Source organism: Streptomyces sp. NBC_00523 (genome assembly GCF_036346615.1).
Lineage (GTDB): Bacteria > Actinomycetota > Actinomycetes > Streptomycetales > Streptomycetaceae > Streptomyces.
Genome location: NZ_CP107836.1, coordinates 2,470,263 through 2,494,711 on the forward strand (window position 1 = coordinate 2,470,263; position 24,449 = coordinate 2,494,711).

The 24,449-nt window shown below is 73.9% G+C and carries 18 protein-coding genes; 11 read left to right on the plus strand and 7 right to left on the minus strand.

Annotated elements, in window-relative coordinates:
- The first annotated feature begins 52 nt into the window (after positions 1-52).
- Entirely contained in the window at positions 53-1,393 is a 1,341-nt protein-coding gene (locus OHS17_RS11150; RefSeq protein WP_330312030.1) for a hypothetical protein, read from the plus strand.
- A gap of 34 nt (positions 1,394-1,427) precedes the next feature.
- Here the strand turns inward: OHS17_RS11150 and OHS17_RS33880 are convergent, their stop codons facing one another.
- Positions 1,428-1,724, minus strand: a complete 297-nt coding sequence (locus OHS17_RS33880; protein WP_020207348.1) for a hypothetical protein — start codon at positions 1,722-1,724, stop codon at positions 1,428-1,430.
- Between OHS17_RS33880 and OHS17_RS11155 the strand changes: the two genes are divergently transcribed.
- The 5 genes from OHS17_RS11155 (at position 1,708) to OHS17_RS11175 (ending at position 9,089) form a co-directional block, all read left to right on the plus strand.
- On the plus strand, positions 1,708-4,137 hold the full coding sequence (locus OHS17_RS11155) for a tetratricopeptide repeat protein (RefSeq protein WP_443053244.1): 2,430 nt from the start codon (positions 1,708-1,710) through the stop codon (positions 4,135-4,137). The genes OHS17_RS33880 and OHS17_RS11155 overlap by 17 nt on opposite strands.
- A gap of 2 nt (positions 4,138-4,139) precedes the next feature.
- Positions 4,140-5,357: a PP2C family protein-serine/threonine phosphatase gene (locus OHS17_RS11160; protein ID WP_330312032.1), complete on the plus strand. Its 1,218-nt coding sequence runs from the start codon at positions 4,140-4,142 to the stop codon at positions 5,355-5,357.
- A 250-nt stretch (positions 5,358-5,607) separates the two neighbouring features.
- Positions 5,608-6,936 carry a vWA domain-containing protein gene (locus tag OHS17_RS11165; RefSeq protein WP_018106025.1) on the plus strand — a complete coding sequence of 443 codons (1,329 nt, stop codon included), beginning with the start codon at positions 5,608-5,610 and terminating at the stop codon, positions 6,934-6,936.
- A 106-nt stretch (positions 6,937-7,042) separates the two neighbouring features.
- A complete protein-coding gene (locus OHS17_RS11170; protein WP_330312033.1) occupies positions 7,043-8,467 on the plus strand; it encodes an FHA domain-containing protein in 1,425 nt (474 codons plus the stop codon).
- A gap of 160 nt (positions 8,468-8,627) precedes the next feature.
- Positions 8,628-9,089 carry a MarR family winged helix-turn-helix transcriptional regulator gene (locus OHS17_RS11175; RefSeq protein WP_018106023.1) on the plus strand — a complete coding sequence of 154 codons (462 nt, stop codon included), beginning with the start codon at positions 8,628-8,630 and terminating at the stop codon, positions 9,087-9,089.
- Between the two features lie 22 nt (positions 9,090-9,111).
- Here OHS17_RS11175 and OHS17_RS11180 read toward each other — a convergent pair whose 3' ends face one another.
- Entirely contained in the window at positions 9,112-10,221 is a 1,110-nt protein-coding gene (locus OHS17_RS11180) for an NAD(P)/FAD-dependent oxidoreductase (protein ID WP_330312034.1), read from the minus strand.
- A gap of 150 nt (positions 10,222-10,371) precedes the next feature.
- Here OHS17_RS11180 and OHS17_RS11185 point away from each other — a divergent pair, with 150 nt between their 5' ends.
- From OHS17_RS11185 to OHS17_RS11205, 5 genes are all read left to right on the plus strand, one after another.
- Positions 10,372-10,776, plus strand: a complete 405-nt coding sequence (locus OHS17_RS11185; RefSeq protein WP_020207350.1) for a globin — start codon at positions 10,372-10,374, stop codon at positions 10,774-10,776.
- A 172-nt stretch (positions 10,777-10,948) separates the two neighbouring features.
- Positions 10,949-14,272: an FtsX-like permease family protein gene (locus OHS17_RS11190; RefSeq protein ID WP_330312035.1), complete on the plus strand. Its 3,324-nt coding sequence runs from the start codon at positions 10,949-10,951 to the stop codon at positions 14,270-14,272.
- A 1-nt stretch (position 14,273) separates the two neighbouring features.
- On the plus strand, positions 14,274-17,072 hold the full coding sequence (locus OHS17_RS11195; protein ID WP_330312036.1) for an FtsX-like permease family protein: 2,799 nt from the start codon (positions 14,274-14,276) through the stop codon (positions 17,070-17,072).
- Positions 17,069-18,031 carry an ABC transporter ATP-binding protein gene (locus OHS17_RS11200; RefSeq protein ID WP_161208317.1) on the plus strand — a complete coding sequence of 321 codons (963 nt, stop codon included), beginning with the start codon at positions 17,069-17,071 and terminating at the stop codon, positions 18,029-18,031. The genes OHS17_RS11195 and OHS17_RS11200 overlap by 4 nt, the downstream gene beginning before the upstream one ends.
- 42 nt (positions 18,032-18,073) lie before the next feature.
- A complete protein-coding gene (locus OHS17_RS11205) occupies positions 18,074-19,123 on the plus strand; it encodes a DUF2804 domain-containing protein (RefSeq protein ID WP_330312037.1) in 1,050 nt (349 codons plus the stop codon).
- A gap of 29 nt (positions 19,124-19,152) precedes the next feature.
- Here the strand turns inward: OHS17_RS11205 and OHS17_RS11210 are convergent, their stop codons facing one another.
- From OHS17_RS11210 to OHS17_RS11230, 5 genes are all read right to left on the minus strand, one after another.
- Complete coding sequence (locus OHS17_RS11210) at positions 19,153-19,839, minus strand: hypothetical protein (protein WP_330312038.1); 687 nt, start codon at positions 19,837-19,839, stop codon at positions 19,153-19,155.
- A complete protein-coding gene (locus OHS17_RS11215; protein ID WP_330312039.1) occupies positions 19,836-20,258 on the minus strand; it encodes an acyl-CoA thioesterase in 423 nt (140 codons plus the stop codon). The genes OHS17_RS11210 and OHS17_RS11215 overlap by 4 nt, the downstream gene beginning before the upstream one ends.
- Positions 20,259-20,263: 5 nt before the next feature.
- The gene (gene ettA / locus OHS17_RS11220) at positions 20,264-21,928 is read right to left on the minus strand and encodes an energy-dependent translational throttle protein EttA (protein WP_073863553.1); all 1,665 of its coding nucleotides are present in this window, start codon (positions 21,926-21,928) and stop codon (positions 20,264-20,266) included.
- 216 nt (positions 21,929-22,144) lie between these two features.
- On the minus strand, positions 22,145-23,602 hold the full coding sequence (locus OHS17_RS11225) for an LAETG motif-containing sortase-dependent surface protein (RefSeq protein ID WP_330312040.1): 1,458 nt from the start codon (positions 23,600-23,602) through the stop codon (positions 22,145-22,147).
- Positions 23,603-23,813: 211 nt separating this feature from the next.
- The gene (locus OHS17_RS11230; RefSeq protein ID WP_330312041.1) at positions 23,814-24,428 is read right to left on the minus strand and encodes a single-stranded DNA-binding protein; all 615 of its coding nucleotides are present in this window, start codon (positions 24,426-24,428) and stop codon (positions 23,814-23,816) included.
- Positions 24,429-24,449: the final 21 nt, after the last annotated feature.

Sequence of the window (24,449 nt, forward strand, 5' to 3'; positions counted from 1 at the left end):
GGCACTGATCCCGCGGGGCCCAGGCCCGGCGGGGAGAGCGGAGAGGTGATCGATGGGCGTCGCTGGCCCCTTCCCCAGCTACGCGGCCCGGCCCCCCGGTCCGGTCATGGACCGGGACGAGGCCGACCGTGCGCTGTCCCGGCTCGGCGCGGAGCACGAGGCGATCGAGACCTCGCTCCTCGCCCTCCAGGACCACGCGGGCCGCAGGCTCCTGGAGGGCGCCGAGCTGTCCGGTGTCACCAGGGAGCGATGGGCCGTCACCGAGCGGTCGGTCACGCTGCTGTGGAGCTACTTCGACGCGTACACGGGGGTGCTGGAGCGGGCCCGCGAGGTGCGGGCCCGGCGCCGCCACCCCAACCGCGAGGACCTGACGGCCCTGACCGAGCTGCTGCGCGGCCAGGGCGTCACCGTGGCGCACGGCGCCGCCGGGCACGACCCGTCCGTCTCCGGCCCGGCCCGCCTCTCCGAGCGGTTCACGCTGGAGGAGCTGGTCTCCCGGATGAACGGCCTGTACGCGAGCGCCCTGGACATGGTGGTGGCCTCGGACGCCGTGTGGTCGGCGATGCCCGCCCGCATAGACCTCCTCGCCGCCGAGCTGCGCCGCACCCACTCGCTGGCGCACTCGGTGGGCGTCCGGCCCGGTGAGCACCCGGCGGGCGACGACCTGGACGCGATCACCGCGGAGCTGGCCACGCTGCGGGAGCAGGTGATCGCGGACCCGCTGGCCTTCTGGCTGCCGGGGCCCGGGAGCGCGGCGCCCGGCGGCGGGCGCCCCGACACGACGCGTTACGACCGGGCGGCCCGGGCGCTGGAAGAGGTGCGGCGCGAGGTCGAGGCGGTGCTCGCCGTACGGCAGGACGCCGAACAACGGCTGGTGCACCTGCGCGACGTGCTGTCCCGGGCCGACCGCACGCTGGCCGAGGCCCGGGTGGCGCGCGGCGAGGTGCTGGCCAAGATCGCCGCGTCGGAGGTGCCCGTGGTCAACGGACCGCCGACCGTCCTCCAGGAGCGCCTGGCCGCCGCGTCGGAGTACCGCAGGCACGCCCGCTGGCACCGGCTCTCGCCGCTCCTGGAGACCCTGGAGCGGGAGGCCGAGGAGGAGTTGCTGAGGGCCCGCGAGCAGCTGACGGCGGTGACCGCGCCGCTGGCTGTCCGGGCCGAGCTGCGTGGTCGGCTCGACGCGTACAAGGCGAAGGTGGCCCGCCACGGCCTGGCGGAGGACCCGGTCCTGATCGAGCGGTACGACGCGGCGCGCCGGATGCTGTGGAGCGCCCCGTGCGATCTGCGGGTGGCGGCGCAGGCGGTGCAGCGCTATCAGGACGCGGCGCTGGACCTGCTGAGCAGAGGTGACAATCCGTCGTGGCGGCGGGGCGAAGAGGGGGAACGGACATGAGTACGCAGTGCCAGCGCCCCGCGTGCGAGGGCAGTTACGAGGACATGGGCGGCGGTGAGCTGTACTGCGACACCTGCGGTCTGGCGCCGGTCGTCTCGCCGAACGGCATGGTGAGTTCGCCGCCCACCGGGGTCGCGGGCGGCGGCCGGGGCAGCCGGGGGTCCAACAGCACGTCGGCGCGGAGCAGTTCGCAGTCCTCCTCGCGGGCGTCCTCGCGCTCCTCGTCGCGTTCCTCGACGTCGCGGCGTTCGGTGTCGGGGCGGCTCTCGCGGTCGCTGTCGCTGTCCGGCCGGACCGGCGCGCAGTCGGTGTCGGTGCGCTCCTCCGCCAAGTCGACCAACGCCTCGGGCCGCAACCGGCTGGGCGCGGGTCTGGTGCAGGTGCCGGACGTACCGCGGCCCGATCCGCGTACGGCCGTGATGGAGAACCCGGAGGTGCCCGAGCGCAAGCGGTTCTGCTCGCGCTCCGACTGCGGGGCGCCGGTGGGCCGGTCCCGGGGCGACCGGCCGGGCCGCACCGAGGGGTTCTGCACCAAGTGCGGCCACCCGTACTCCTTCGTGCCGAAGCTGGAGGCGGGCGACGTCGTCCACGGGCAGTACGAGGTCGCGGGCTGTCTGGCGCACGGCGGGCTCGGCTGGGTCTACCTCGCGGTGGACAAGGCGGTCTCGGACCGCTGGGTGGTGCTCAAGGGCCTGCTCGACACGGGTGACCAGGACGCGATGGCGGCGGCGATCTCGGAGCGGCGGTTCCTCGCGGAGATCGAGCACTCCAACATCGTCCGGATCTACAACTTCGTGGAGCACCTGGACCAGCGGACCGGTTCGCTCGACGGCTACATCGTCATGGAGTACGTCGGCGGCAAGTCGCTCAAGGAGATCGCCAACGAGCGCCGCACACCGGCCGGGAAGCGCGATCCGCTGCCGGTCGAGCAGGCGTGCGCGTTCGGCATCGAGGCCCTGGAGGCGCTGGGTCACCTGCACAGCCGCAATCTGCTGTACTGCGACTTCAAGGTCGACAACGCGATCCAGACCGAGGACCAGCTGAAGCTGATCGACATGGGCGCGGTCCGCCGGATGGACGACGAGGAGTCGGCGATCTACGGGACCGTCGGCTACCAGGCGCCCGAGGTCGCGGAGGTGGGCCCGTCGGTCGCCTCCGACCTGTACACGGTGGCGCGCACGCTCGCGGTGCTCACCTTCGACTTCCAGGGGTACACGAACGTCTTCGTGGACTCGCTGCCGGACCCGGACAACATCGAGGTGTTCCGGAGCTACGAGTCGTTCTACCGGCTCCTGGTCCGCGCCACCGACCCCGACCCGGCCCGCCGGTTCGCCTCGGCGGCGGAGATGGCCGAGCAGCTGACGGGCGTGCTGCGCGAGGTGGTCTCGCTCCAGTCGGGGCGCCCGCGCCCGGCGCTGTCCACGCTGTTCGGGGCGGAGCTGCGGGTCACCGACACGGAGCTGTTCGCGGACGGGACGGGCGAGGTGTCGCGCCTGGGCGCGCGGACCGACGCCGCGTCCGGGGGCCGCTCCGGCCGCCGCCGCGGCGGTGCGGCCGCCCCGGCGCCCGCCGCCGCCACCCCGCCCGGTGGGATACCGGGGGCGCTGCCCGCCGGGCCGCCTCCCGCCTCGCCGACAGGCGCGGCACCGGTGCCCTCGGCCGCCACCCATGTCCGTACGCCGGGCGGGGCGGGCACCGGCCCGGGCCCCCTGCCGTACGCGCCCGCCGCGAGCGTCCCCGCTCCGCGCAGCCCGGTCCCCTCCCCCGGTGCCGCTCCGGTGCCGGCGGGCTCCGGGGCGCCCCGGCTGGCCGGGCTCGACGTGCGCGGGACCTCGCTCGCGCTGCCCGTGCCCCGGGTGGACGCGAGCGACCCGAACGCGGGGTTCCTGGCGGGGGTGATGGCCTCGGCGCCCGCCGAGCTGATCGCCGCGTTGCAGGCGGTGCCGGCCGCGTCGCTGGAGACCCGGCTGCGCGAGCTGCGCGCCCGCCTGGAGATGGGCGACCTCGCCGCCGCCGCGCAGACCCTGGCCGAGCTGGAGGGGCAGCACGCCGACGACTGGCGCGTCGTCTGGTACCGGGGCCTCACCTCGCTGGTGGCCGGTGACAAGGAGAACGCCGCGCTGTCGTTCGACGCGGTGTACGACGCCTTCCCCGGGGAGCCCGCGCCGAAGCTGGCCCTCGGCATCTGCGCGGAGGTCCTGGGGCAGCTGGACAACGCCGCCGAGTACTACCGGCTGGTGTGGCTGACCGACCCGAGCTTCGTGAGCGCGGCCTTCGGTCTGGCCCGGGTGCAGATCGCGGCCGGTGACCGGAGTTCGGCCGTCCGGACGCTGGAGTCGGTGCCGGAGGCGTCGATCCACTACACGGCGGCCCGGATCGCCGCCGTCCGGGCCCGGTTGCGTGAACGGGCCCCGGACGAGCCGCTGATGGCGGACCTGACGGCCGCCTCGGCCCAGGTGTCGGCCCTCTCGGGGCTGGGGCTCGACGCGGTCCGGCGGGAACGCCTCTCGACGGAGGTGCTCGGTACGGCGCTGGACTGGGTACTCTCCGGTAGCCCTTCGGGCCCGCAGCCCGCCGGGCCGCACGGCCCGGGGACGCTGCTCGGCAGCGAGCTGGACGAGCGCGGACTGCGGTTCGGCCTGGAGCGTGCGTACCGGATGCTCGCCCGGCTCGCGGAGCCCGGGGCCGAGAGGATCGAACTGGTGGAGCGGGCCAACCGCTTCCGCCCCCGAACGTGGGTGTGAACATGTCGCAGAACCACCAGGAGACCGTCTTGCCGAGGTGCCCCGGCTGCGAGGAGCCGCTGGAGCAGGGCGACCTGTTCTGCGGCGCCTGCGGGTACGACCTGTCGGCCGTGCCCGAGCCGCCCCTCGACCGCCCGACGGTCGCCATCGCCACCCCGGCGGCGGCCGCGGACCCGGCGTCCGGGGCCCGTTACGACGGGCCGGGCGCCTCCGGCGACTTCGAGCTGGCCGCCCCGGGCGCGGCGCCCGATCCCCGTGCGGTCCCGGAGCCCGCGCAGGCTCCCGCGCCCGCCCCGGCCCCGGCGGCCGGCGGCAAGGTGTGCGTGGCCTGCCGGGCCGGGCGGGTCGACGGCGACGGCTACTGCGAGAACTGCGGCCACGCCCAGCCGCGCGAGCGCGACCACATGGAGCGGGAGCTCGGCGCGGTCGCCGCGGTGAGCGACCGGGGGCTGCGCCACCACCGCAACGAGGACTCGTTCGCGGTGTCCACGACGGCCCTGCCGGACGGCTCCCCGGCCGTCGTGGCGATCGTCTGCGACGGGGTGTCCTCGGCCAGCCGGCCCGACGAGGCGTCGGCGGCGGCGGCGAGCACGGCCAACGAGTCCCTGCTGGCGTCGCTGCCGCGCGGCACGCATCCGCAGCAGGCGATGCACGAGGCGATCGTGGCGGCGGCGGAGTCGGTCAACCGGCTGGCCGAGCAGGCCGGTCAGGAGCGCGAGCAGCACCGCCACCAGAACGCCCCGGCGTGCACCCTGGTCGGCGCGGTCGTGGCGGCCGGGCTGCTCGTCGTCGGCTGGGTCGGCGACAGCCGCGTGTACTGGGTGCCCGAGGACCGCTCCACCGCGCCCGCCCGGCTCACCGAGGACGACTCGTGGGCCGCGCAGATGGTGGCGACGGGCCTGATGAACGAGGCGGAGGCGTACGCGGACGAGCGCGCCCACGCCATCACGGGCTGGCTCGGCGCGGACGCGTACGAACTGGAGCCGCACACCGCCTCGTTCAAACCGGACCGTCCTGGCCTGGTGGTGGTCTGCACGGACGGCCTGTGGAACTACGCGGAGTCCGCCGCCGAGATGGCCGCCGCGGTGCCCGAGGACGCGTACGCCCGCCCGCTGCACGGCGCCCAGGTCCTGGTCGGCCACGCCCTGGACGGCGGCGGCCACGACAACGTAACAGTGGCGCTGCTGCCGTTCGCCGTGTCACCGCAAGGGGGTGCCTGACAAATGCCCGTGGAAGAAGGAGCGGCGTCTGGTGCGTGCGATCGCAAGGCGCCGGGAAGTCCTCGTAGCGGAGCTACTAGGGCTTTTCGGCAACGCCGCGAGCGTGCGTGCCAGACGCCGCGACGCCACGGGGATTTGTCAGGCACCCCCTAGGGGCAAGCTCCGCCTGATAACGGGTCATTCACCCCCGCTACGCCTTGTCCGTACCTCTGGCTTCATCCGAGACGTGGAGCCTCAAGGAGCCGATCAGATGGCCAACTTCTCCAAGTCGAACGTGCCGCAGTTCTCCGTCGAGGTGTACCAGAACGAGTACCTGCCCGAGGGCGGCCGCGAGGTCAACGGCATCATCACGGTCACCTCGACCGGGGGCGGCACCACCGGGGGCGTACCGCTGCCGGGGCGTGCCACCGGGGCCGCCGTGGTGATCATGGTGGACTGCTCGGGTTCGATGGACTACCCGCCGACCAAGATGCGCAACGCCCGCGACGCGACGGCGGCGGCCGTGGACACCCTGCGCGACGGCACCTCGTTCGCCGTGGTCGCCGGGACGCACGTGGCCAAGGAGGTCTACCCGGGCAACGGCCGGCTCGCGGTCGCCGACCCGCGGACCCGGGCCGAGGCCAGGCAGGCCCTGCGCCGGCTGAGCGCGGGCGGCGGTACGGCGATCGGGACCTGGCTGCGGCTGGCGGACCGGCTGCTCGGCGCGGCGGACGTGGACATCCGGCACGGCATCCTGCTCACCGACGGGCGCAACGAGCACGAGTCGCCCGAGGACCTGCGCGCGGCGCTGGACGCCTGCGCGGGCCGGTTCACCTGTGACGCCCGCGGGGTCGGCACCGACTGGGAGGTGAAAGAGGTCACAGGGATCGCCTCGGCGCTCCTCGGCACCGCCGACATCGTCGCCGACCCGGCCGGGCTCGCGGCGGACTTCACGCAGATGATGGAGAACGCCATGGGCAAGGAGGTCGCGGACGTGGCGCTGCGGCTGTGGACCCCGGTCGGCGTGGAGATCCAGTTCGTGAAGCAGGTGGCGCCGACGGTCGCCGACCTGACCGCCCGGCGCACCGAGGCGGGCCCCCGCGCCGGGGACTACCCGACCGGTTCCTGGGGCGACGAGTCCCGCGACTACCACGTGTGCGTCCGGGTGCCGGAGGCCGGCATCGGGCAGGAGATGCTCGCCGCCCGGGTCTCGCTGATCCTTCCGGACCCGTCGGGCGGGGCGCCGCAGACGCTCTCGCAGGGGCTGGTACGGGCCGTGTGGACGGACGACATGGTGGCGTCGACCTCCATCAACCCGCAGGTGGCGCACTACACGGGCCAGGCCGAACTGGCACAAGTCATCCAGCAGGGGCTCGATGCCCGCAAGTCGGGAGACTTCGACGGTGCCACGGCCAAACTGGGCCGAGCGGTGCAGTTGGCATCGGCGTCCGGGAACGAGGACACTGCGAAACTGCTTTCGAAGGTGGTAGACGTGGTCGATGCGGCGACGGGTACTGTGCGACTGAAGGCGAAGGTCGCGGAAGCGGACGAGATGACTCTCGAGACACGCTCCACGAAGACGGTCCGCGTCAAGAAATAACCACATATCCGCAACGATCAGCCGCCCGCCGGTTCAGGTCCGCCGGGCGGCGGAGCACGCCACATGACGGCCTGCGGGCCGGAGAAGGAAAGGGGGAAGCGCCGACATGCCGACCTGCCCGAACGGACACCAGTCGGGTTCCGAGGACTGGTGCGAGGTCTGCGGCCACCGCATGACCGGGGCGGGCGCGCCTGCGGGTGCGGTCCCCCCGCCGCCTCCTCCGCCGCCCGCACACGGTTACGGATATCCCCGGCCGCACGACCCGGACGCGACCGCCCAGGCCGAGCTGTGTCCGCAGTGCCGCACGCCGCGCGAGGCGATGGCGCCGTACTGCGAGGAGTGCCGCTGGAACTTCCTCACGAACACGGCGACGTCCTACACCCCGCTGGCTCCCCGGCACAACCTCCCGGGCGACCCCGGCCCCGGCGGCAACCGGCCGCAGGGCTTCCCGGCGCAGCAGCCGCCCGGTCCGCCGCAGTCGCGCGACCCCTTCGACTACCAGAGCTCCCGCCCCTCGCAGGTGAACCGGTCCGCCGAGCCCCTGTCCACGGGCCCGGGCCAGTCCGGCCATCAGGGCCAGGGCGGCCAGGGCCAGGGGCAGCCGCCCTTCGGCCAGGGTCCGCAGGGCGGCCCGCCGCCGTTCGGCCAGGGCGGCCCCGGTCAGCAGGGGCCAGGTCCTCAGGGCCCCGGCCCGCAGGGTCCCGGCCCGCAGGGTCCCGGCCCCGGTCCGCAGGGGCCGCCGCCCCCGCCCCCGTACCAGCAGGGTCCGCAGGGCGGCCCGCAGAGCTCGCCGCCGCCGTTCCAGCAGCAGGGCGCGCCGCCCGCCTTCCAGCAGCAGACGGCACCCCCGCCGGCCCCGCCGCGCACCGACGGCGACGACTGGCTGCTGTCCCCGCCCTCGCGGCCCGCACCCCCGCCGGGCCCGGGCCCGCAGCCGTCGTTCCCGGGGCAGCAGGGTCCCGGTCCGCAGGGGCCTGGTCCGCAGGGTCCCGGACAGCACGGCCCGGGCCCGCAGCACGGCGGTCCCGGACAGCACGGCGGTCCCGGACAGCACGGCGGTCCCGGTCCCGGACAGCACGGAGACCCCGGTCCGCAGCACGGTCCCGGGCCCGGCCGGCCGCTGTCCAACAACTGGACCGCGTTCATCGCGCCCGACCGTGAGTACTTCCTGGCGATGATGCAGCGCAGCGGCCCCGAGGCGACCGGGCTGAATCTGCCCGCGTACTCCCCGGAGCAGCAGCTCGCGCTCACCGGCGGGCAGATCACGATCGGCCGGCGCCGGCACAGCACGGGCGAGTCCCCGGACATCGACCTGTCGGTGCCGCCGGAGGACCCGGGCGTCTCGCACCAGCACGCCGTGCTGGTGCAGCAGCCGGACGGCAGCTGGGCCGTGGTGGACCAGAACTCCACCAACGGCACGACGGTCAACGGCTCCGAGGAGCCGATCCAGCCCTACGTCCCCGTGCCGCTCCAGGACGGCGACCAGGTGCACGTCGGGGCGTGGACGACGATCACGGTCCGCCGGGACTGACCGACCGAACCACGGAAGAGCGGCCGGTGAAGGGGGATGCCCCTTCACCGGCCGCTCTTCCGTGTGCGGTAGTTCGTACCACGAATGTCCGGTCCGGGCGGGTCCGTACCGCTCACGCCTGCCATATTCTGTTCACATGCGAAAGGCCGACGAAGGGCAGATGGGGATCGCCACCGCATTGGTGCGCTCCGCATTCCTGGTGAATGCCGTGTACGCCGATTCCGGCCGCGAACACGGCATCACCGCCCAGCAGGGCCAGCTGCTCTGCGTGCTGATGGTGAAGCCGTACGGCATGCGCGAGCTGGGCGCCGTACTGGGTCTGGCGAAGTCCAGCCTCACCGGCCTCGTGGACCGGTGCGTGCAGCGCGGCCTGGTGCGCCGGGAGGCCGACCCGGAGGACGGGCGCGCGGTGCGGGTCGCCCCGACCGAGGCCGGGAGCGAGCTCGCCGAGGTGTTCTACGCGGAGACCTGCCGGCGCGTCGAGGCCCTGGCGGAAGGGCTCGACGCGGCCGACCGCGAGCAGCTGACCGCACTCCTGGGCCGTCTGGTGCTGGAGAACAAGGTGCCCATGGTCTTCCGCGAGTCCTGCGAGAACGCCCCGGCGGCCACCCCCGGCTGCTGAGGACCGCCCCGCCGCCGGGCCGTCAGCGCACGATGCCGAAGAGCTCCGCGAAGCGCCCGGTGAACAGGTCCTTGCCCTTGTACGCGCTGACCTCCTCCGCCGACAGCAGCACCGGCCCGCCCGGCGAGGGGACCTGGCCCACCCCGCCGCCGGGCCCGAGCGGGAGCAGCGCGGACGGCACCGGGGACGGCAGGTAGACGGCCGCCCGCTCCTCGCCGCGCACCTGGGCGAGGATGTTGGCCGCGACCACCTCGGCGTGCTTCATCGCGTACCCGGCCATCTTGGCCTCGGCCAGGTCGGTGAGGTCGCCGAGTGCGTATATGTGCTGGTGACCGGTGACGTTGAGCCGTTCGTCCACCGGGACCCGGCCCTGCGCGTCGCGCTCGGCGACCCGGCCGTCGGCGAGGTAGTCCCCGTTGGAGCGCACTCCGTAGCAGCGGAACCAGATGTCGGCCTCGATGCGCTCGCCGCCGTCGGTGGCCACCGCGAACGGGTCGAGCCGCCCGGGGACGGCCGCCGGTTCGCCGGTGAGCGCGGTGGAGAGCCGCAGCTCCACGCCGAGCGCGTCCAGCTGGCGCAGCAGCTCCTCACGGACCTCGGGCAGGAAGCCCGGCAGCAGCTCATCGGCCGGGTCCGTGATGACCACGTGCTTCTCGGGCCAGACCGCCTTGATCTCGCCGGAGAGTTCGAGGCCGACCGGTCCGGCGCCGGTGATCAGGACCCGCCCGGCCCCGGCCAGCTCCTGGTGCGCCTCCCTGATCCGGGCCAGCGCCTCGCCCGCCAGGTCGGTGTCGGCCTTGGCCGGGAAGGGGTAGTCGGACCCGGAGGCGAGCACCAGGTAGTCCGCGTCGACGCGCTCGCCGCCGGCCAGGGTGACCCCGCCGGGGTCCACGGCGACGGCCCGCTCGCGGCGGACCGTGCCTCGCTTCAGCAGGGTGTCGTACGGAAAGAAGATGTTCTCCGCCCAGTCCGGCCTGACCAGTGCCCGCAGGGAGCCCGCCGCGTGGACGAATGCGTCCTTCGGGTCGACCAGCACCACATCGGTTTCCTCGTCGAGCGCCTTCGCGACGGCCGAGCCGCCGTATCCGCCGCCGATGACGACGACGGTGCGCTTACCTGTTCCGTTTGCCATGCCGACCCCAGCCATTGAAGGGAGACCATTTCGTTCGTTACACGAACCATAGTAGTTCGCATAACGAACTGACAAGACGGAAAGGGGCCGGAAGCAGAGAGGATCCCCCGAGCCCGGCCCGTCGCGGCGCGCGTCTGCGACCATGGACGCGTGACTGAGATTCCGCGCGACACGGTGCAGGAGCTGACCTTCTACGAGCAGGTCGGCGGCGAGGAGACCTTCAGGCGCCTGGTCCACCGCTTCTACCAGGGCGTCGCCGAGGACCCGCTGCTGCGGCCGATGTACCCGGAGGAGGACCTCGGTCCTGCCGAGGAACGGTTCGCGCTGTTCCTCATGCAGTACTGGGGCGGACCGCGCACCTACAGCGACCGGCGCGGGCACCCCCGCCTGCGGATGCGGCACGCGCCCTTCCGGGTGGACCGCGCCGCGCACGACGCCTGGCTGCACCACATGCGCGTCGCGCTGGACGAGCTGGGTCTCGCCCCGGAGCACGAGCGCCAGCTCTGGGACTACCTCACCTACGCGGCCGCCTCGATGGTGAACACCGACGGCTGACCGCTGGTCACCGACCGCCCACATCCGGCCGGAATTCGGTACTCCGCGACCGGATAGCGGTCACGAATGCATCAAGTTGTACCCGTAAGCGGTTTCCACGGGCACGGACCGTCTGACAGCATCCAGACAACGCCGGGGGGCGCGCGTGCGGTGAGTGGTGACTGGGGGGCAAGTGACGGGGTTCGTCTTTCTGCGGGTGAGGGCGCACCGGCTCCTCCTCGCGGCGGCCGTGCTGGCCGTGCTCCTGACCACCTCGGTCCTGGCCGCGCTCACCGCGTTCTCCGGTTCCGTCGGCGACGCCGCGCTGCGCCACACGCTCACCCACCGCTCCGCCGTCCCCGCCTCGCTGGTGGTCTCCGCGCAGCTGGATCCGGAGGAGCGGCAGCCGGCCGACGCGGCGGCGCGCAAGGCCGCCCGGGAGACCTTCGACGGGCTGCCGGTGACCGTACGGAAGCTGGAGGCGTCCGGCCCGTACGCGCTGCCGCGCAGCCTCCAGGACCCGGCCGCCCGGCGCGGTGACCCCGACCTCACGCACTTCGCCTCGCTGGACCGCAGCCGCGTCCGCCTCACCGCCGGACGCATGCCCGCCGCCGGAGCCGGGAAGAGCGGCGCCCCCGTCGAGGTGGCCCTGCCCGCGACCGCCGCCGAGGCGCTGTCGCTGAAGCCCGGCGCCCGGCTGAGGCTCACCGACCGGCTGGGCGGCAAGCCGGCCGACGTCGTGATCACCGGGCTCTACAAGGCCGCCGACCAGGCCGACCCGTACTGGCAGCTGGACGAGCTCGGCGGGCGCGGCGTCCGCAAGGTCGTCTTCACCACGTACGGCCCCCTGCTCACGGACCCCGCCGTGCTCGGCTCCGGCCGGACCACCTCGGGCGAGGTGTCCTGGCTGGCCTCCGCCGACTTCCGCTCGGTCACCACGGACCGGACGGCGGCACTGCGCGAGGCGGCGACCGCCGGTCCGAAGAAGCTGCTGGCCGCCCCGGAGTTCCAGGACGGGGGCACCGCGCGGACCTCGCTGCCCACCGTCCTCGAACAGATCGACCGGGCCCTGCTCGTCTCCCGCTCGACGCTCACCATCGTGGCCGTGCAACTGGTCCTGCTCGCCGGATACGCCCTGCTCCTCGTGGCCCGGCTGCTCAGCAGCGAGCGCGCGGGCGAGACCGAGCTGCTGCGGGCGCGCGGCGGCTCGCGGGCCCGGATCACCTGGCTCGCGTCCGTCGAGGCACTGCTCCTCGCGCTGCCCGCCGCCCTCGTCGCGCCCCTGCTCTCCGGCCCGCTGACCCGGCTCCTCGCGGACCGCAGCGAGCTGTCCCGGATCGGGCTCCGGCTGGACACCGGCGTCACCGGACAGGTGTGGCTGGTGGCCGCCGTCACCGCGCTGGCCTGCGCGCTCGCCGTCGTGGCGCCCGCCCTCGCCGCGGGCGGCGGGGGACGGCGCACCACCCGGTCCGCCGCGCTGCCGGGCCCGGTGCGGGCGGGCGCCGACCTCGCGCTGCTGCTCGTCGCGGCGGTGGCGTACTGGCAGCTGGACCGGCAGACGAAGGGCTCGGGGAGCGGTGCGCTCAGCGGGGACCGGGCCGGCGGGTTCGGGATCGACCCGCTGCTGGTGGCCGCGCCCGCGCTGGCCCTGCTCGCCGGGACCGTACTGACGCTGCGTCTGCTGCCGCCCGCCGCCAGGCTCGCGGAGCGGCGCGCTTCCGGCGGACGGGGGCTGGCGACCGCGCTGGCGGGCTGGCAGTTCAGCCGCCGGCCGCTGCGGGGCGCCGGGCCGGTGCTGCTGCTGGTCCTCGCGGTGGCGATGGGCATGCTGGCGATCGGGCAGAGCGCGTCGTGGAACCGCTCGCAGAGCGACCAGGCCGACTTCAGGTCCGGAGCCTCGGTGCGCATGACCGCCGGCGTCAACGCGGACCCGGCGAAGGCACCCGCGTACGGACAGCTGCCGGGGGTGCGCGAGGCGGCGCCCGCCTACCGCACGACGGTGGGCCTCTCCGGCGAGCGCACCGCCGAGATCCTCGCCCTGGACACCGCGCACGCCGACGAGCGGATGCTGATGCGCGACGACCTCGGGAACGGCCCGGTGGCGGGGCTCTTCGACACCCTGACCCCGCCGAAGGCCGCCCGCGTCGGGCTGCCGCTGCCGGAGCGCAGCACCCGGCTCCACTTCGACGTACGGATATCCGCCGAGGACGCCCCCCGCAAGGCCTCGCCGTCCGGCATGACCGCCCGGGTCTCCGTCCTCCTGGAGGACCGCTACGGGCTGCCCTACCAGGTCGTCGCCGGGTCCGTCCCGGCCGACGGGAAGGCGCACCCGCTCTCCGTCGCCGTGGCGCCCGCCGGCGGGTTCGCCGTCACCGGGATCGAGGTGAGCGGCAAGCAGCCCGTCGAGCACGCGGAGGCGCAGCGGCTGGCCGTGAGCGCGCTGCGGACCACCGCCGCCGACGGCACCGAGCACCCCGTCCCGGTCCCCGACGGGTTCCGCTGGCAGGGCGAGAAGACCGAGGACTCCCTCCTGGAGGAGCCGAAGCCGGGCGTGCCGCTCTCCCCCGCCGCGTCGGCCGCCACCCCCCTCGCCGTCGGCTACTCCACCGGATCGGTCACCGCCGAGGACGCGGCGTACTCGATTCCCACCATCGGCGTGCGGCTCACCGCGGCCCGGCCCGAGGCCCCGGCGCTGAACGCCGTGGCCACGGACGCGTACCTCAAGGCGACCGGTGCCAAGCCCGGCCGGCAGACCGATGTGACCCTGGCCGGGGAGACGGTCCGGGTGACGATCACCCGGACCGTGCACCGGCTGCCCACCACCGGCCCCGGCTCGGGCTCCTCCAGCGCGTCCGCCGATTCCCAGCGGGCCCGGGACGGCGGGGCGCTCCTGCTGGACCTGCGCGCCCTCGGCGAGGTCTTCGCCGCCCGCCCGACCGCGCGGCTGACCGCCACGGAGTGGTGGATGAGCACCGAATCCGGCCGGACCGCGGAGGTGGCCGCCGCGCTGCGCGCGCTGCCCGACACCGACCCCGTCCAGGTCCAGGTGCGCGACGAGACCGCCGACGAGCTGGTCACCGACCCGCTGGGGGCGGGCCCGCAGTCCGCGCTGCTCGCCGTCGCGGTGATCGCCGCCGCGCTGGCCGCGGTCGGCTTCGCGGTGGCCGCGGTCGGCTCGCAGCGGGAACGTTCCGCCGAGTTCGCCGTGCTCCGCGCGCTGGGCACCCCGCGCCGCCAGCTGGCCCGGATGACCGCCGCCGAGCAGGGCGTCCTGATCGCGATCGCGCTGCTCGTCGGGGCCCTGCTCGGGGCCCTGCTGACCCGGGCGGTCGTGCCGTTGATCGTGCTGACCGGGCAGGCGGCCCAGCCGGTGCCGCCGGTCCTGGTCCAGCTGCCGCCCGGCCAGGTCGCCGCACTGCTGGCCGGAGTCGCCGCGCTGCCCCTGCTCATCGTCGCCGCTCTCACCCTGCGCCGCGCCGACCCCGCGATCTCGCTGCGCACCCAGGGGGACAACTGACATGCGTGCCCGCCCCGCCACCGCCTGCGCCCCCTGGGTGCGCACCCGGCTGCGCACGGCACCCGGCGCCGCCTGCGCGTTCGCGCTGCTGGTGCTGGTGACCGCGTTCCTCGCCGCCGCCTTCCCGCGCTCCGTCGACGCGTACGAGACGAAGGGGCTGCGCCACGACCTCGGTACGGCGACCCCGCCGCACAGCGTGGTGGAGTTCAAGCGCCCCCAGCCCGGCCTCGAACTGCGCCCGGCGGCACGCGAGGTCGCGGTGCGCGAGGACACCATGGCCTCCGTCGACGCGCAGGTCCTGAAGCGGCTGCCCGCCCCGCTGCGCGCCGACACCGCCGAGTCGGCGTACGGGGTGCGCACCTCGACGCCGATCGCGGCCCAGGAGCCGTGGTTCCCGCGCCCGTTCGGCCTGGACCCGACCCTGACGTACGTCACCCAGTCCGGGCTGTCCTCCCACGCCACCCTGCGCACCGGCAGCTGGCCGGCCACGCGCGGCACGGTGTCGATGACCACCGGGGAGGTCGAGGCCGCCGTCACCGAGGAGACCGCGAAGGCGCTGCGCATCAAGACCGGTGCGACGATCGCCGTCCCCACCCGGGGCGACGACACCCTGACCGTACGGATCACCGGCATCGTCGCCCCGAAGAACCCGGCGGGCTCCTACTGGTCGGCCGAGCCGCTGCTGCGGACGCCCTCGCTGGTGGCCAAGCCCACCAAGGACACGCCCCGCTACTACTGGATCGCCGCGCTGCTGCTGCCGCCGGACGCCGCGCCCGCCCTGCTCTCCACCCCGGGCCAGCCCGAGCTGTACTGGCGGATCGCGCCGGACGTCTCGCACCTCACCGCGCTGGACGTGCCGCGACTGCGGACCTCGGTGGCCTCGCTGGAGGGCGGCCCGGGGCTGCTGGCCATGCGCGACGTGGCCGGTGCCACGGTGAACACGACGACGGACCTGGACGAGATCCTGACCGGGTACGACGGGATGCGGACCGCGATCCAGCCGGTCGTCACCGTCGCCGCCGTCGGCATCGGCGCGGTCGCCGCCGTCGTCCTGCTGATGACGGGCGGGCTCCTGGCCGGCCGCAGGCACGCCGAACTCGCCCTGCTGCGGGCCCGGGGCGGCTCCCTGCGGGGCATCGGCGGCCGGCTCCTCGCCGAGACCGCGGTCACCGCGGTGCCCGCCGGGGCGCTGGGCCTGCTGCTCGCCGTGCTCGCCGTGGGCGAGGCCCGGCTGTGGCCCGCGGCGGTCGGCGCCGGAGCGGTCGTCGCGCTGGTCTGCGCCGCGCTCCCGCTGCGCGCCGCCCTCCAGCACCGCACCCCGCAGACCCACATCGGCCGGGACGACCTGGCGACGGCCCGCCCGTCCCGGCGGCGCACTGTCGCCGAACTCACCCTCCTCGTCCTGGCCGTGGGCGCGGTCTTCGCCCTGCGCCGACGCGGCACGGACGCGGAGGGCGGCACCGACCTGCTGGTCAGCGCCGCGCCGGTGCTCGTCGGGCTGATCGCGGCGGTGGTGCTGGTCCGGCTCTACCCGCTGCCGCTGCGCCTGGCGCTGCGCTCGGTGTCCCGGCTGCGCGGCGCGATCGGCTTCCTGTCGCTCGCCCGGGCCGGCCGCACCTCGGCCTCCGGCACCCTGCCGCTGCTGGCGCTGCTGGTCGCGCTGACCACGGCCGCGTTCGGCGGTTCGGTCCTCGCGGGGGTCGCGGACGCCCGCGACGACGCCGCCGTCCTGGCCACCGGCGCGGACGCCCGGGTCACCGGCGCGGCCGACTCCGTACCGCTGTCGGCCGGTCTGGTCCGCGCGATGGAGCAGGCCGAAGGGGTACGCGGATCGGCCCGGGTCCAGGTCGAGTTCGGGGTGGCCCTGCCGGCCGCGGACAACGGCACGCAGGACGCCAGGGGCGCGACCCTGATCGGCGTCGACCCCGCCACGTACGCCGCGCTGGCCCGCTCCACCGGGCTCGGCCCGTTCTCCGCCGACGGGCTGCGGGCGAAGGGCGCGGCGGTCCGCGAGGGGACGCGGCCGGACGAGGACCGGGTCGTACCGGCCCTGGTCTCGCCGTCCGTCGCGGAACGCCTGGGCGACCGGCCGCTCGGCCTGCGCGCACTGGCCGGGAACTTCAAGGTGAAGGCCGTCGCCACGGTCACGCGGACGCCCGCCGTGGACGGCAGCTCCTTCATCGTCGTGGACGCCGCCGCGTTCACCCACCGGCAGACCACGGCGCTGCTGCTGACCGGGGACGGCCTGGACGCGAAGGAACTGCGCGCGGCGGCCCGGCACTCGGGCGAGAAGGCCGCCGTACAGCTGCGCTCCGAGGAGCGGGCCACCTACGTCGACACCCCGATGCAGTCCGGGGCGGAGCGGATCTATCTGGCGGCGATCATCGCCGGAGCCGGATACGCCCTGCTCGCCGTCCTGCTCTCACTGCTCCAGACCGCGCCCGAGCGCACCACGCTGCTGGCCCGGCTGCGCACCATGGGCCTCACCTCCCGGCAGGGCGGGCGGCTCCTGGGCTTCGAGGCCCTGCCGCAGGCGCTGCTCGCGGCGGGCGGCGGGCTCCTGGTCGGCTGGGCGACCATCGCTCTGCTGGCCCCGGGCATCGACCTCGTACGCCTGGCACTCTCGTCCGGCCCCGGTACCGGCCCGCTGGCCACCGCACCGCTGCGCACCGATCCCTGGTCGCTGGTCCTCCCGGCGCTCGGCGTCATCGTGCTGACCGGGGCCGTGGCCGGTGTGCAGGCGTGGTGGGCCGGCCGCCGCGGATCGATCACCGAACTCAGGGCAGGAGACTCCCGATGACGACGCCGTCGACCGATTCCACGCTGGCGGAGCTCGAACAGCGGGCCACCGCCCGGCGCGACCGGCCCTCCTACGGCCATGACGCGCTGATCGCCTGCGACCGGCTGGTGCGCATCTTCACCACGGACGGGGTGGAGGTGCAGGCCCTCCAGGGCCTCGATCTGCTGGTGGAGGAGGGTGAGTTGCTGGCGCTGGTCGGCGCGTCCGGCAGCGGCAAGTCGACGCTGATGAACATCCTGGCGGGCCTGGACGAGCCGACGGCCGGGGCGGCGAAGGTGGCGGGCTGCGACCTGCTGTCCATGGGGCCGAAGGAACGCCTCCGCTACCGCCGGGACGTGGTCGGCTTCGTCTGGCAGCAGACCGGCCGCAACCTGCTGCCGTATCTCACCGCGATCCAGAACGTCACCCTGCCCATGCAGCTGCGCGGCCGGGGCCGGAGCCGCGAACGGGCCGCGCGCGCCGAGGCGTTGCTGAAGATGCTGGAGGTCGAGGACTGCCGCGACCGGCGTCCGCAGCAGATGTCGGGCGGCCAGCAGCAGCGGGTGGCCATCGCCGTCTCGCTCGCCAACTCCCCCTCGGTGCTGCTCGCCGACGAGCCGACCGGCGAACTCGACTCGGCCACCGGCGAGCAGGTCTTCGCCGCGTTCCGCCGCGCCAACGAGGAGCTGGGGACGACGATCGTGATCGTCACCCACGACCAGGCGGTCGCCAGTGAGGTGCGGCGTACGGTCGCGATCCGCGACGGCCGCACGTCCTTCGAGGTGCTGCGCCGCACCGAGGTCGACGCGGCGACCGGCCAGGAGTCCCAGGTCGCCCGCGAGTACGCGATGCTCGACCGCGCCGGGCGGCTGCAACTCCCCGCCGACTACACCGAGGCGCTGGGCATGGAGCACCGGGTGATGCTGGAGCTGGAGCAGGACCACATCGGGGTGTGGCCGGACGGCCCGAAGGGCGGGTGACCGGCCCCGGAACACCGTGTGACCGGCCGTTAGGATCCGGCCATGACGACGTTCGAACGCGAGATCACCGCGCCGGCCGACCTGTGCCTGCCCGACGGCCGCCTCGACCCGGCGGCGGTCGGCTGGTCGCGGACCCCGCTGCACCGCGCCAACCTGCGCGGCTGGGGCCGGACGAAGCGCTGGGAGTACTGGTGCGTGACGACGCCCACCCACCTGGTCGCGCTGACCGTCAGCGATCTGGACTTCCTCGCCCTGAACAGCGTCTACCTGCTGGAGTACGCGCCCGGCGGCCTTGAGTTCGAACGTACGGCGATCCTCCCCGCCGGTCTCGGCGCCCGCCTGCCCGACACGGTGGCCGGCTCCCCCGGCGCCCCCGACGTGGTGACGGGCCCGGCGCGCCCGACGGGCGGCAGGGTGCGCGTGGAGATCCGCGACGAGCCCGGCGGCACCCGGCTGCGGGCCCGCTGTCTGACCCCGGAGCGGGTGCCGGTGGAGGTGGACCTCCTGGTCGCCCGGCCGGCGAGCCACGAATCACTCTCCGTGGTCGTGCCGTGGGACAGCCGCCGCTTCCAGTACACCTCCAAGCAGACCGCGCTGCCCGCGTCCGGCCGGGTCAGGGTGGGCGGCGAGTTCCTGGAATTCGACGGGGACGACACCTGGGCCGTCCTGGACCACGGCCGGGGCCGCTGGCCGCGTACGGTGCGCTGGAACTGGGGCGCCGCGTCCGGCCGCACCGACGGGCACACCCTGGGCGTCCAGCTCGGCGGGCAGTGGACGCTGGGCACCGGGTCCACGGAGAACGCGCTCTGCGTGGACGGGCGGCTCAGCAAGATCGGCGAGGAGCTGGACTGGCGCTGGTCCACCGCGGAACCGCTGCGTCCGTGGACGGTCCGCACCCCGCTGACCGGGCAGGTCGACCTGACGTTCACCCCGTTCCACAACCGCCGCGTCCGCACCGAGGCGGGGGTGCTGGCCAATCGCACGGACCAGCTGTTCGGCCACTACGACGGCACGGTGCGCGCGGACGACGGGACGCGGATCGCGGTGGAGCGGCTGCTGGGGTGGGCGGAGGACGTCCGGATGCGGTGGTGAGCGGGGCTCTACGACGTAAGGCGCGCTGCTCAGCCGTTCACGGAGACCGCGAGGTTCCCCAGGCCGCCCGCCGCCCCGGCCCGGCGCACGGCGACGGAGCCGTACGGGGTGCGCAGGCGGAGCCAACTGCCGGCCGCCAGGAGGGCGACCGGGAAGGCGGGGTCGGCGCGCAGGAAGCCGAGGGACTGGGCGGCGTGCACCGCGCGCAGCGGGAGCTCGGTGCTCGCGAGGGTGCGCGACCAGATGTCGTGGCCGATGCGGTCCCGCTCGGCGCGGGTGCGCCGGTCCTCGGGCAGGGCCTCGTCGCGGACCCGGAATTCGGTGACGGCGGCGGTGAGCGCGGCGCGCAGGGCAACGGGTCCGGGCAGCCCGGACCGCTCCCGCCAGCCGCCGCGCGGCGGGAGGACACCGGCCCAGGGCGGTCCGGTGACCGGCGCGGGCAGGACGGCGGCTTCCGGCCCCTCACCGGGCAGGGCCTCCAGGAGGTCCCCGGCCGACACGGTGACGTCGAAGTCGTGCGGGTCGGCGAGCCGGGCCGTGCGGATGGCCAGCACGTCGAAGGACGGGGGCCTGCCGAACACGGCGAGCGCGCCGCCGCCCGCCTGGAGGCGTACGGCGGCGGCACGGTCGTAGTGGAGCAGCCGCCCGAGGAAGGCGCCGAGATCGGCGGCCTCCCTCGCGTCGGCGAACCGCAGCGACTGTACGGACACGGTCATACCGCGGCGGGCTCCTCGACCAGGTACTCCTGGAGGAACCGCTTCTCCTCCGGGGAGATGCGCCGGGGGCGCTCGGCGGCCAGGTCGTACGGCACGACGACGGTCGAGGCGCGTACGTAGACCTGGTCCGGGTCCTTGATCTCGTAGGCGATCGTCAGGGACGCGGCGCCTATCTTCGTGACCCATGACTCGACGGTCACCGGACGGTGCCGGTGGACCAGGGGCCGCACGTAGTCGATCTCGTGCCGCGCCACGACGGAGCCGCCCGCGAAGGACGGCGAGCCGTCCCCCGGCGCCAGCCGGAACATGAAGTCGATCCGCGCCTCCTCCAGATAGCGGAGGAAGACCACGTTGTTGACGTGGCCGAAGGCGTCCATGTCCGACCAGCGCAGCGGGCAGCTGTAGATGTGACGAGCCAAGACGATCAGCCTCGCGTGAGCTTCTTGTACGTGGCGCGGTGCGGACGGGCCGCGTCCGGACCGAGGCGGTCGATCTTGTTCTTCTCGTACGACTCGAAGTTGCCCTCGAACCAGTACCACTTGGAGTCGCCCTCGTACGCCAGGATGTGCGTGGCGACGCGGTCCAGGAACCAGCGGTCGTGGGAGATGACCACGGCCGCACCGGGGAACTCCAGGAGGGCGTTCTCCAGGGAGGACAGGGTCTCGACGTCGAGGTCGTTGGTGGGCTCGTCGAGGAGCAGCAGGTTGCCGCCCTCCTTGAGCGTCAGCGCCAGGTTGAGGCGGTTGCGCTCACCACCGGAGAGGACCCCGGCCGGCTTCTGCTGGTCCGGGCCCTTGAAGCCGAACGCGGAGACGTACGCCCGCGAGGGCATCTCGACCTGGCCGACGTTGATGTAGTCCAGCTCGTCCGAGACGACGGCCCAGAGGGTCTTCTTCGGGTCGATGTTGGCGCGGGACTGGTCGACGTAGCTGATCTTGACCGTGTCGCCGACCTTGATGGAGCCGCTGTCCGGCGTCTCCAGGCCCTGGATCATCTTGAACAGCGTGGTCTTGCCGGCGCCGTTCGGGCCGATGATGCCGACGATGCCGTTGCGCGGCAGCGTGAACGACAGGTCCTCGACGAGGACCTTGTCGCCGAACGCCTTCGACAGGTTCTCGACCTCGACCACGATGGAACCGAGGCGCGGCCCCGGCGGGATCTGGATCTCCTCGAAGTCCAGCTTCCGCATCTTGTCCGCCTCGGCGGCCATCTCCTCGTACCGGGCGAGACGGGCCTTGGACTTGGTCTGGCGCCCCTTGGCGTTGGACCGCACCCACTCCAGCTCTTCCTTGAGCCGCTTCTGGCGCTTCTCGTCCTTGCGGCCCTCGACCTTGAGGCGGGTGGCCTTCTTCTCCAGGTACGTGGAGTAGTTGCCCTCGTAGGGGATGGCCCGGCCGCGGTCGAGTTCGAGGATCCACTCGGCGACGTTGTTGAGGAAGTAGCGGTCGTGGGTGACGGCGACCACGGCGCCCGCGTACTTGGAGAGGTGCTGCTCCAGCCAGTTCACCGACTCGGCGTCGAGGTGGTTGGTGGGCTCGTCGAGGAGCAGCAGGTCGGGCGCCTCGATGAGCAGCTTGCAGAGCGCGACGCGGCGCTTCTCGCCGCCGGAGAGGTTGACGACGGGCCAGTCGCCGGGCGGGCAGCCCAGGGCGTCCATGGCCTGCTCCAGCTGGGCGTCCAGGTCCCACGCGTTGGCGTGGTCCAGGTCCTCCTGGAGCTTGCCCATCTCGTCCATGAGCGCGTCGGAGTAGTCGGTCGCCATGAGCTCGGCGACCTCGTTGAAGCGCTTGAGCTTGCCCATGATCTCGGCGGCACCGTCCTGGACGTTCTCCAGAACCGTCTTGGCCTCGTCGAGGTGGGGCTCCTGCATGAGGATGCCGACGCTGAACCCGGGCGACAGGAACGCGTCACCGTTGGACGGCTGCTCCAGGCCCGCCATGATCTTCAGCACCGTGGACTTACCGGCACCGTTGGGACCCACCACACCGATCTTCGCGCCGGGCAGGAAGCTCAGCGTCACGTCGTCAAGGATGACCTTGTCGCCGTGCGCCTTGCGTGTCTTGCGCATCGTGTAGATGTACTCAGCCAAGAGAAACCGTCCGGCAATCGATGAGTGGGCAGATACACCCCATCTTGCCTGACTGCCGCCCCTTGACGGAAACCGGTCCGGTGCGCGATACGCACGGTCCCGGGTCTCGGTACGTGTGAGCCGGGTGGGGTGGTGGGGCGGGGGTACGCGAAGGCCCCGGCGGGCTGGTGCCTGCCGGGGCCTTGATCAGTGCGTGTGGCGGTGTGCTACCGCTGGTCACTCACTTGCGGTGCGGCCCTTGCGGCGAAGGAGCACGACCGCGCCGCCGCCGACGACGACCAGGGCGATGGCGATGCCCGCGATCATCGGGGTGGCGCTGGAGCTGCCGGTCTCGGCGAGGTTGGTGTCGTCGCCGCCCGTGCTGCCGCCGGCCGTGGCCGTGGTGGGCTTGTCGCCACCGGTCTGGGTGTCGGTGCCACCGGTGCTGCCGCCGCCGGTGGTGCTACCCGTGGTCTTGCAGTCCAGGACGCCCTTGAAGGTCTTGGAGAAGCCGTTCGGGCCGGTGACCGTGATGTCGTACGCCTGGTCCTCGGCGACGGGCACGGTGACGGTGACGGTCTTGCCCGCCTCGACGGTGTTCTCCTTGCCGTCGAGCTCGAAGGTGAACGCCTCGTCGCCCTTGTTGCCGACGGTGATGTCGACGCCGCCCTTGGCGCAGTTCTTCTCGGCGGTGGCCGTCGGGATCGGGCCCTGCTTGGCCCAGGTGGCGGTGGCGGTCGCGGAGACCGTCGACTCGCTGGAGCCGGCCAGGATCTGGGTCTGGCTCTTGGTGACCCCGGCGAAGGCGCGGCCGACCGGGACGGAGGTGGCGGCCTGGACGGTCAGCGAGGCGTTGCCCTCGTCGGAGCCGGCGGGCACGTCGAAGTAGAGCTGGTCGCCGTCGGACGCCGTGGTGACAGGCTTGCCCGCCTTGTCGGTGACCTTCACGCCGCTGGCGAGGTCCGCCGGCGGGGTCACCGTGGCCTGGCCGGCGTTGGTGTGGACGGTGACCGGGCCGAGGCGCTCACCGGAGCGGCCGGAGACCGCGACCGGGCCGAGCGCCAGGGAGGCCTTGGGCTCGGCGGTGACGGTGGCGGACTTCTCCAGCCAGTCCGCGAGCTTCTCCGCCTGCTCGTCCTGGGCGGTCACGTCGGCGTGGTCGGAGAACCGCCAGATCGCGACCTGGGTGCCGGCCGCAGCGGTCTCCTCGGTGAGCGGCCCGGTCTTGGCGGCCTCCGCGAGCTTCGCGAGGTCGTTCACCTGCGGGTAGGAGTGCTGGAGGATCCAGAGGATCTTGCCGGCGTCGTTGTTGCCGCCGAGCGAGGTCTGGTCCCAGGGGGTCTCCAGGTACTTCGCCCGGTCCTGGGTCGGGTTGTGGATATCGATGCAGTACGTCTTGAGCGTGCCGCCGCCGTCCACGTTCATCTCGAACAGCCCCGCGGACACCTTGCGCGTCTTGCCCCCGTCGTGCAGGAGCGCGGTGTCATAGGTCTTGAGGCCGTCCAGTACGGCGGTGGCCCCGCCCTGGTGCGCGGGCACCTCGTCGGCCGTCGCGGTGCCCGCGCCGACGAGGGCTCCGGCCACCACGAGGCCGGACGCCATCGCGGAAGCGGTCAGCCGGGCTATGCGCCCGCGCCGTGCGGTCGGGGCCGTCGCCTTGGATGACGAAGCGGTCGCTGAAGAAGCAGAAAACACTTATTTCCCCTCCGGGCGAGACCCTCGCGCCCGGTACGCGTGTGGGGATTGTCCCGCCTGCTACTCAAGTGCCTTGTGAGTACGGGGAGATCCTATGGAGCAAGCCATGAACAGTCCCCCGTCATACCATCCGACAACCATTCCGAATCGCAATCGTTATCCCGGGCACCTCGCGCCCCGTTGCGGCCACCGGCCCCGGCACGCTTGGTCGTCACGCGCTCACCAGATCGGAGTCGGGCTTCCGGGCCGCCGCACCCTCCTTCTGACGCACCGTCCGCCGCCGCACCGGCCGCTCCCGCACCGGCGCCTCCCCCGACGGCTCCGCGCCGCCCGCCGGTCCACCACCGTCCACCGGCTCCTCGACCGGCCGTTCCGGCGCCTCCCGTTCCGGCGCCTCCCGCACCGCCCACGGATCGGCCCCCGCCGCGACCGGCGCCGGCCCGTACCTCGAAGTCAGCCCCGGCTCGCCCCTGACCACCCGGCGAAAGGCCGCGGTGCCCCGGGTCAGATCGTGGCCCACCGCCACCGCCTCGATGTCCACGAAGGTCCGGCGCTGCCCCTCCAACTCCTCCTCGCGCACCTTCAGCCGGCCGTGCACCACCAGTGGCTCCCCCACCGCGACCGAGCCCGTCAGATTCGCGGCCAGCGTGCGCCACGCCCACACGGTGTAGAAGCTCGTGTGCCCGTCGGCCCAGACCTCCTTCGCCCGGTCCCAGCGCCGGGGCGTCACCGCGAACCTGAAGCGGGCCATACCCCCGCTCGCCGTCTCCCGGAACTCCACCGCCGTCGCCGCGTTGCCCACCAGCGTCACCAGGGTCTCGTTCATGACTCCGCCTCCCCTTCGCCC

What these genes read in the sequence shown, in the direction of transcription:
- OHS17_RS11150 (WP_330312030.1), top strand. Translation starts at nt 53, where the DNA reads ATGGGCGTCGCTGGCCCCTTCCCCAGCTACGCGGCCCGGCCCCCCGGT.
- OHS17_RS11160 (WP_330312032.1), top strand. Translation starts at nt 4,140, where the DNA reads ATGTCGCAGAACCACCAGGAGACCGTCTTGCCGAGGTGCCCCGGCTGC.
- OHS17_RS11165 (WP_018106025.1), top strand. Translation starts at nt 5,608, where the DNA reads ATGGCCAACTTCTCCAAGTCGAACGTGCCGCAGTTCTCCGTCGAGGTG.
- OHS17_RS11170 (WP_330312033.1), top strand. Translation starts at nt 7,043, where the DNA reads ATGCCGACCTGCCCGAACGGACACCAGTCGGGTTCCGAGGACTGGTGC.
- OHS17_RS11175 (WP_018106023.1), top strand. Translation starts at nt 8,628, where the DNA reads ATGGGGATCGCCACCGCATTGGTGCGCTCCGCATTCCTGGTGAATGCC.
- OHS17_RS11180 (WP_330312034.1), bottom strand. Translation starts at nt 10,221, where the DNA reads ATGGCAAACGGAACAGGTAAGCGCACCGTCGTCGTCATCGGCGGCGGA.
- OHS17_RS11195 (WP_330312036.1), top strand. Translation starts at nt 14,274, where the DNA reads ATGCGTGCCCGCCCCGCCACCGCCTGCGCCCCCTGGGTGCGCACCCGG.
- OHS17_RS11200 (WP_161208317.1), top strand. Translation starts at nt 17,069, where the DNA reads ATGACGACGCCGTCGACCGATTCCACGCTGGCGGAGCTCGAACAGCGG.
- OHS17_RS11205 (WP_330312037.1), top strand. Translation starts at nt 18,074, where the DNA reads ATGACGACGTTCGAACGCGAGATCACCGCGCCGGCCGACCTGTGCCTG.
- OHS17_RS11210 (WP_330312038.1), bottom strand. Translation starts at nt 19,839, where the DNA reads ATGACCGTGTCCGTACAGTCGCTGCGGTTCGCCGACGCGAGGGAGGCC.
- OHS17_RS11230 (WP_330312041.1), bottom strand. Translation starts at nt 24,428, where the DNA reads ATGAACGAGACCCTGGTGACGCTGGTGGGCAACGCGGCGACGGCGGTG.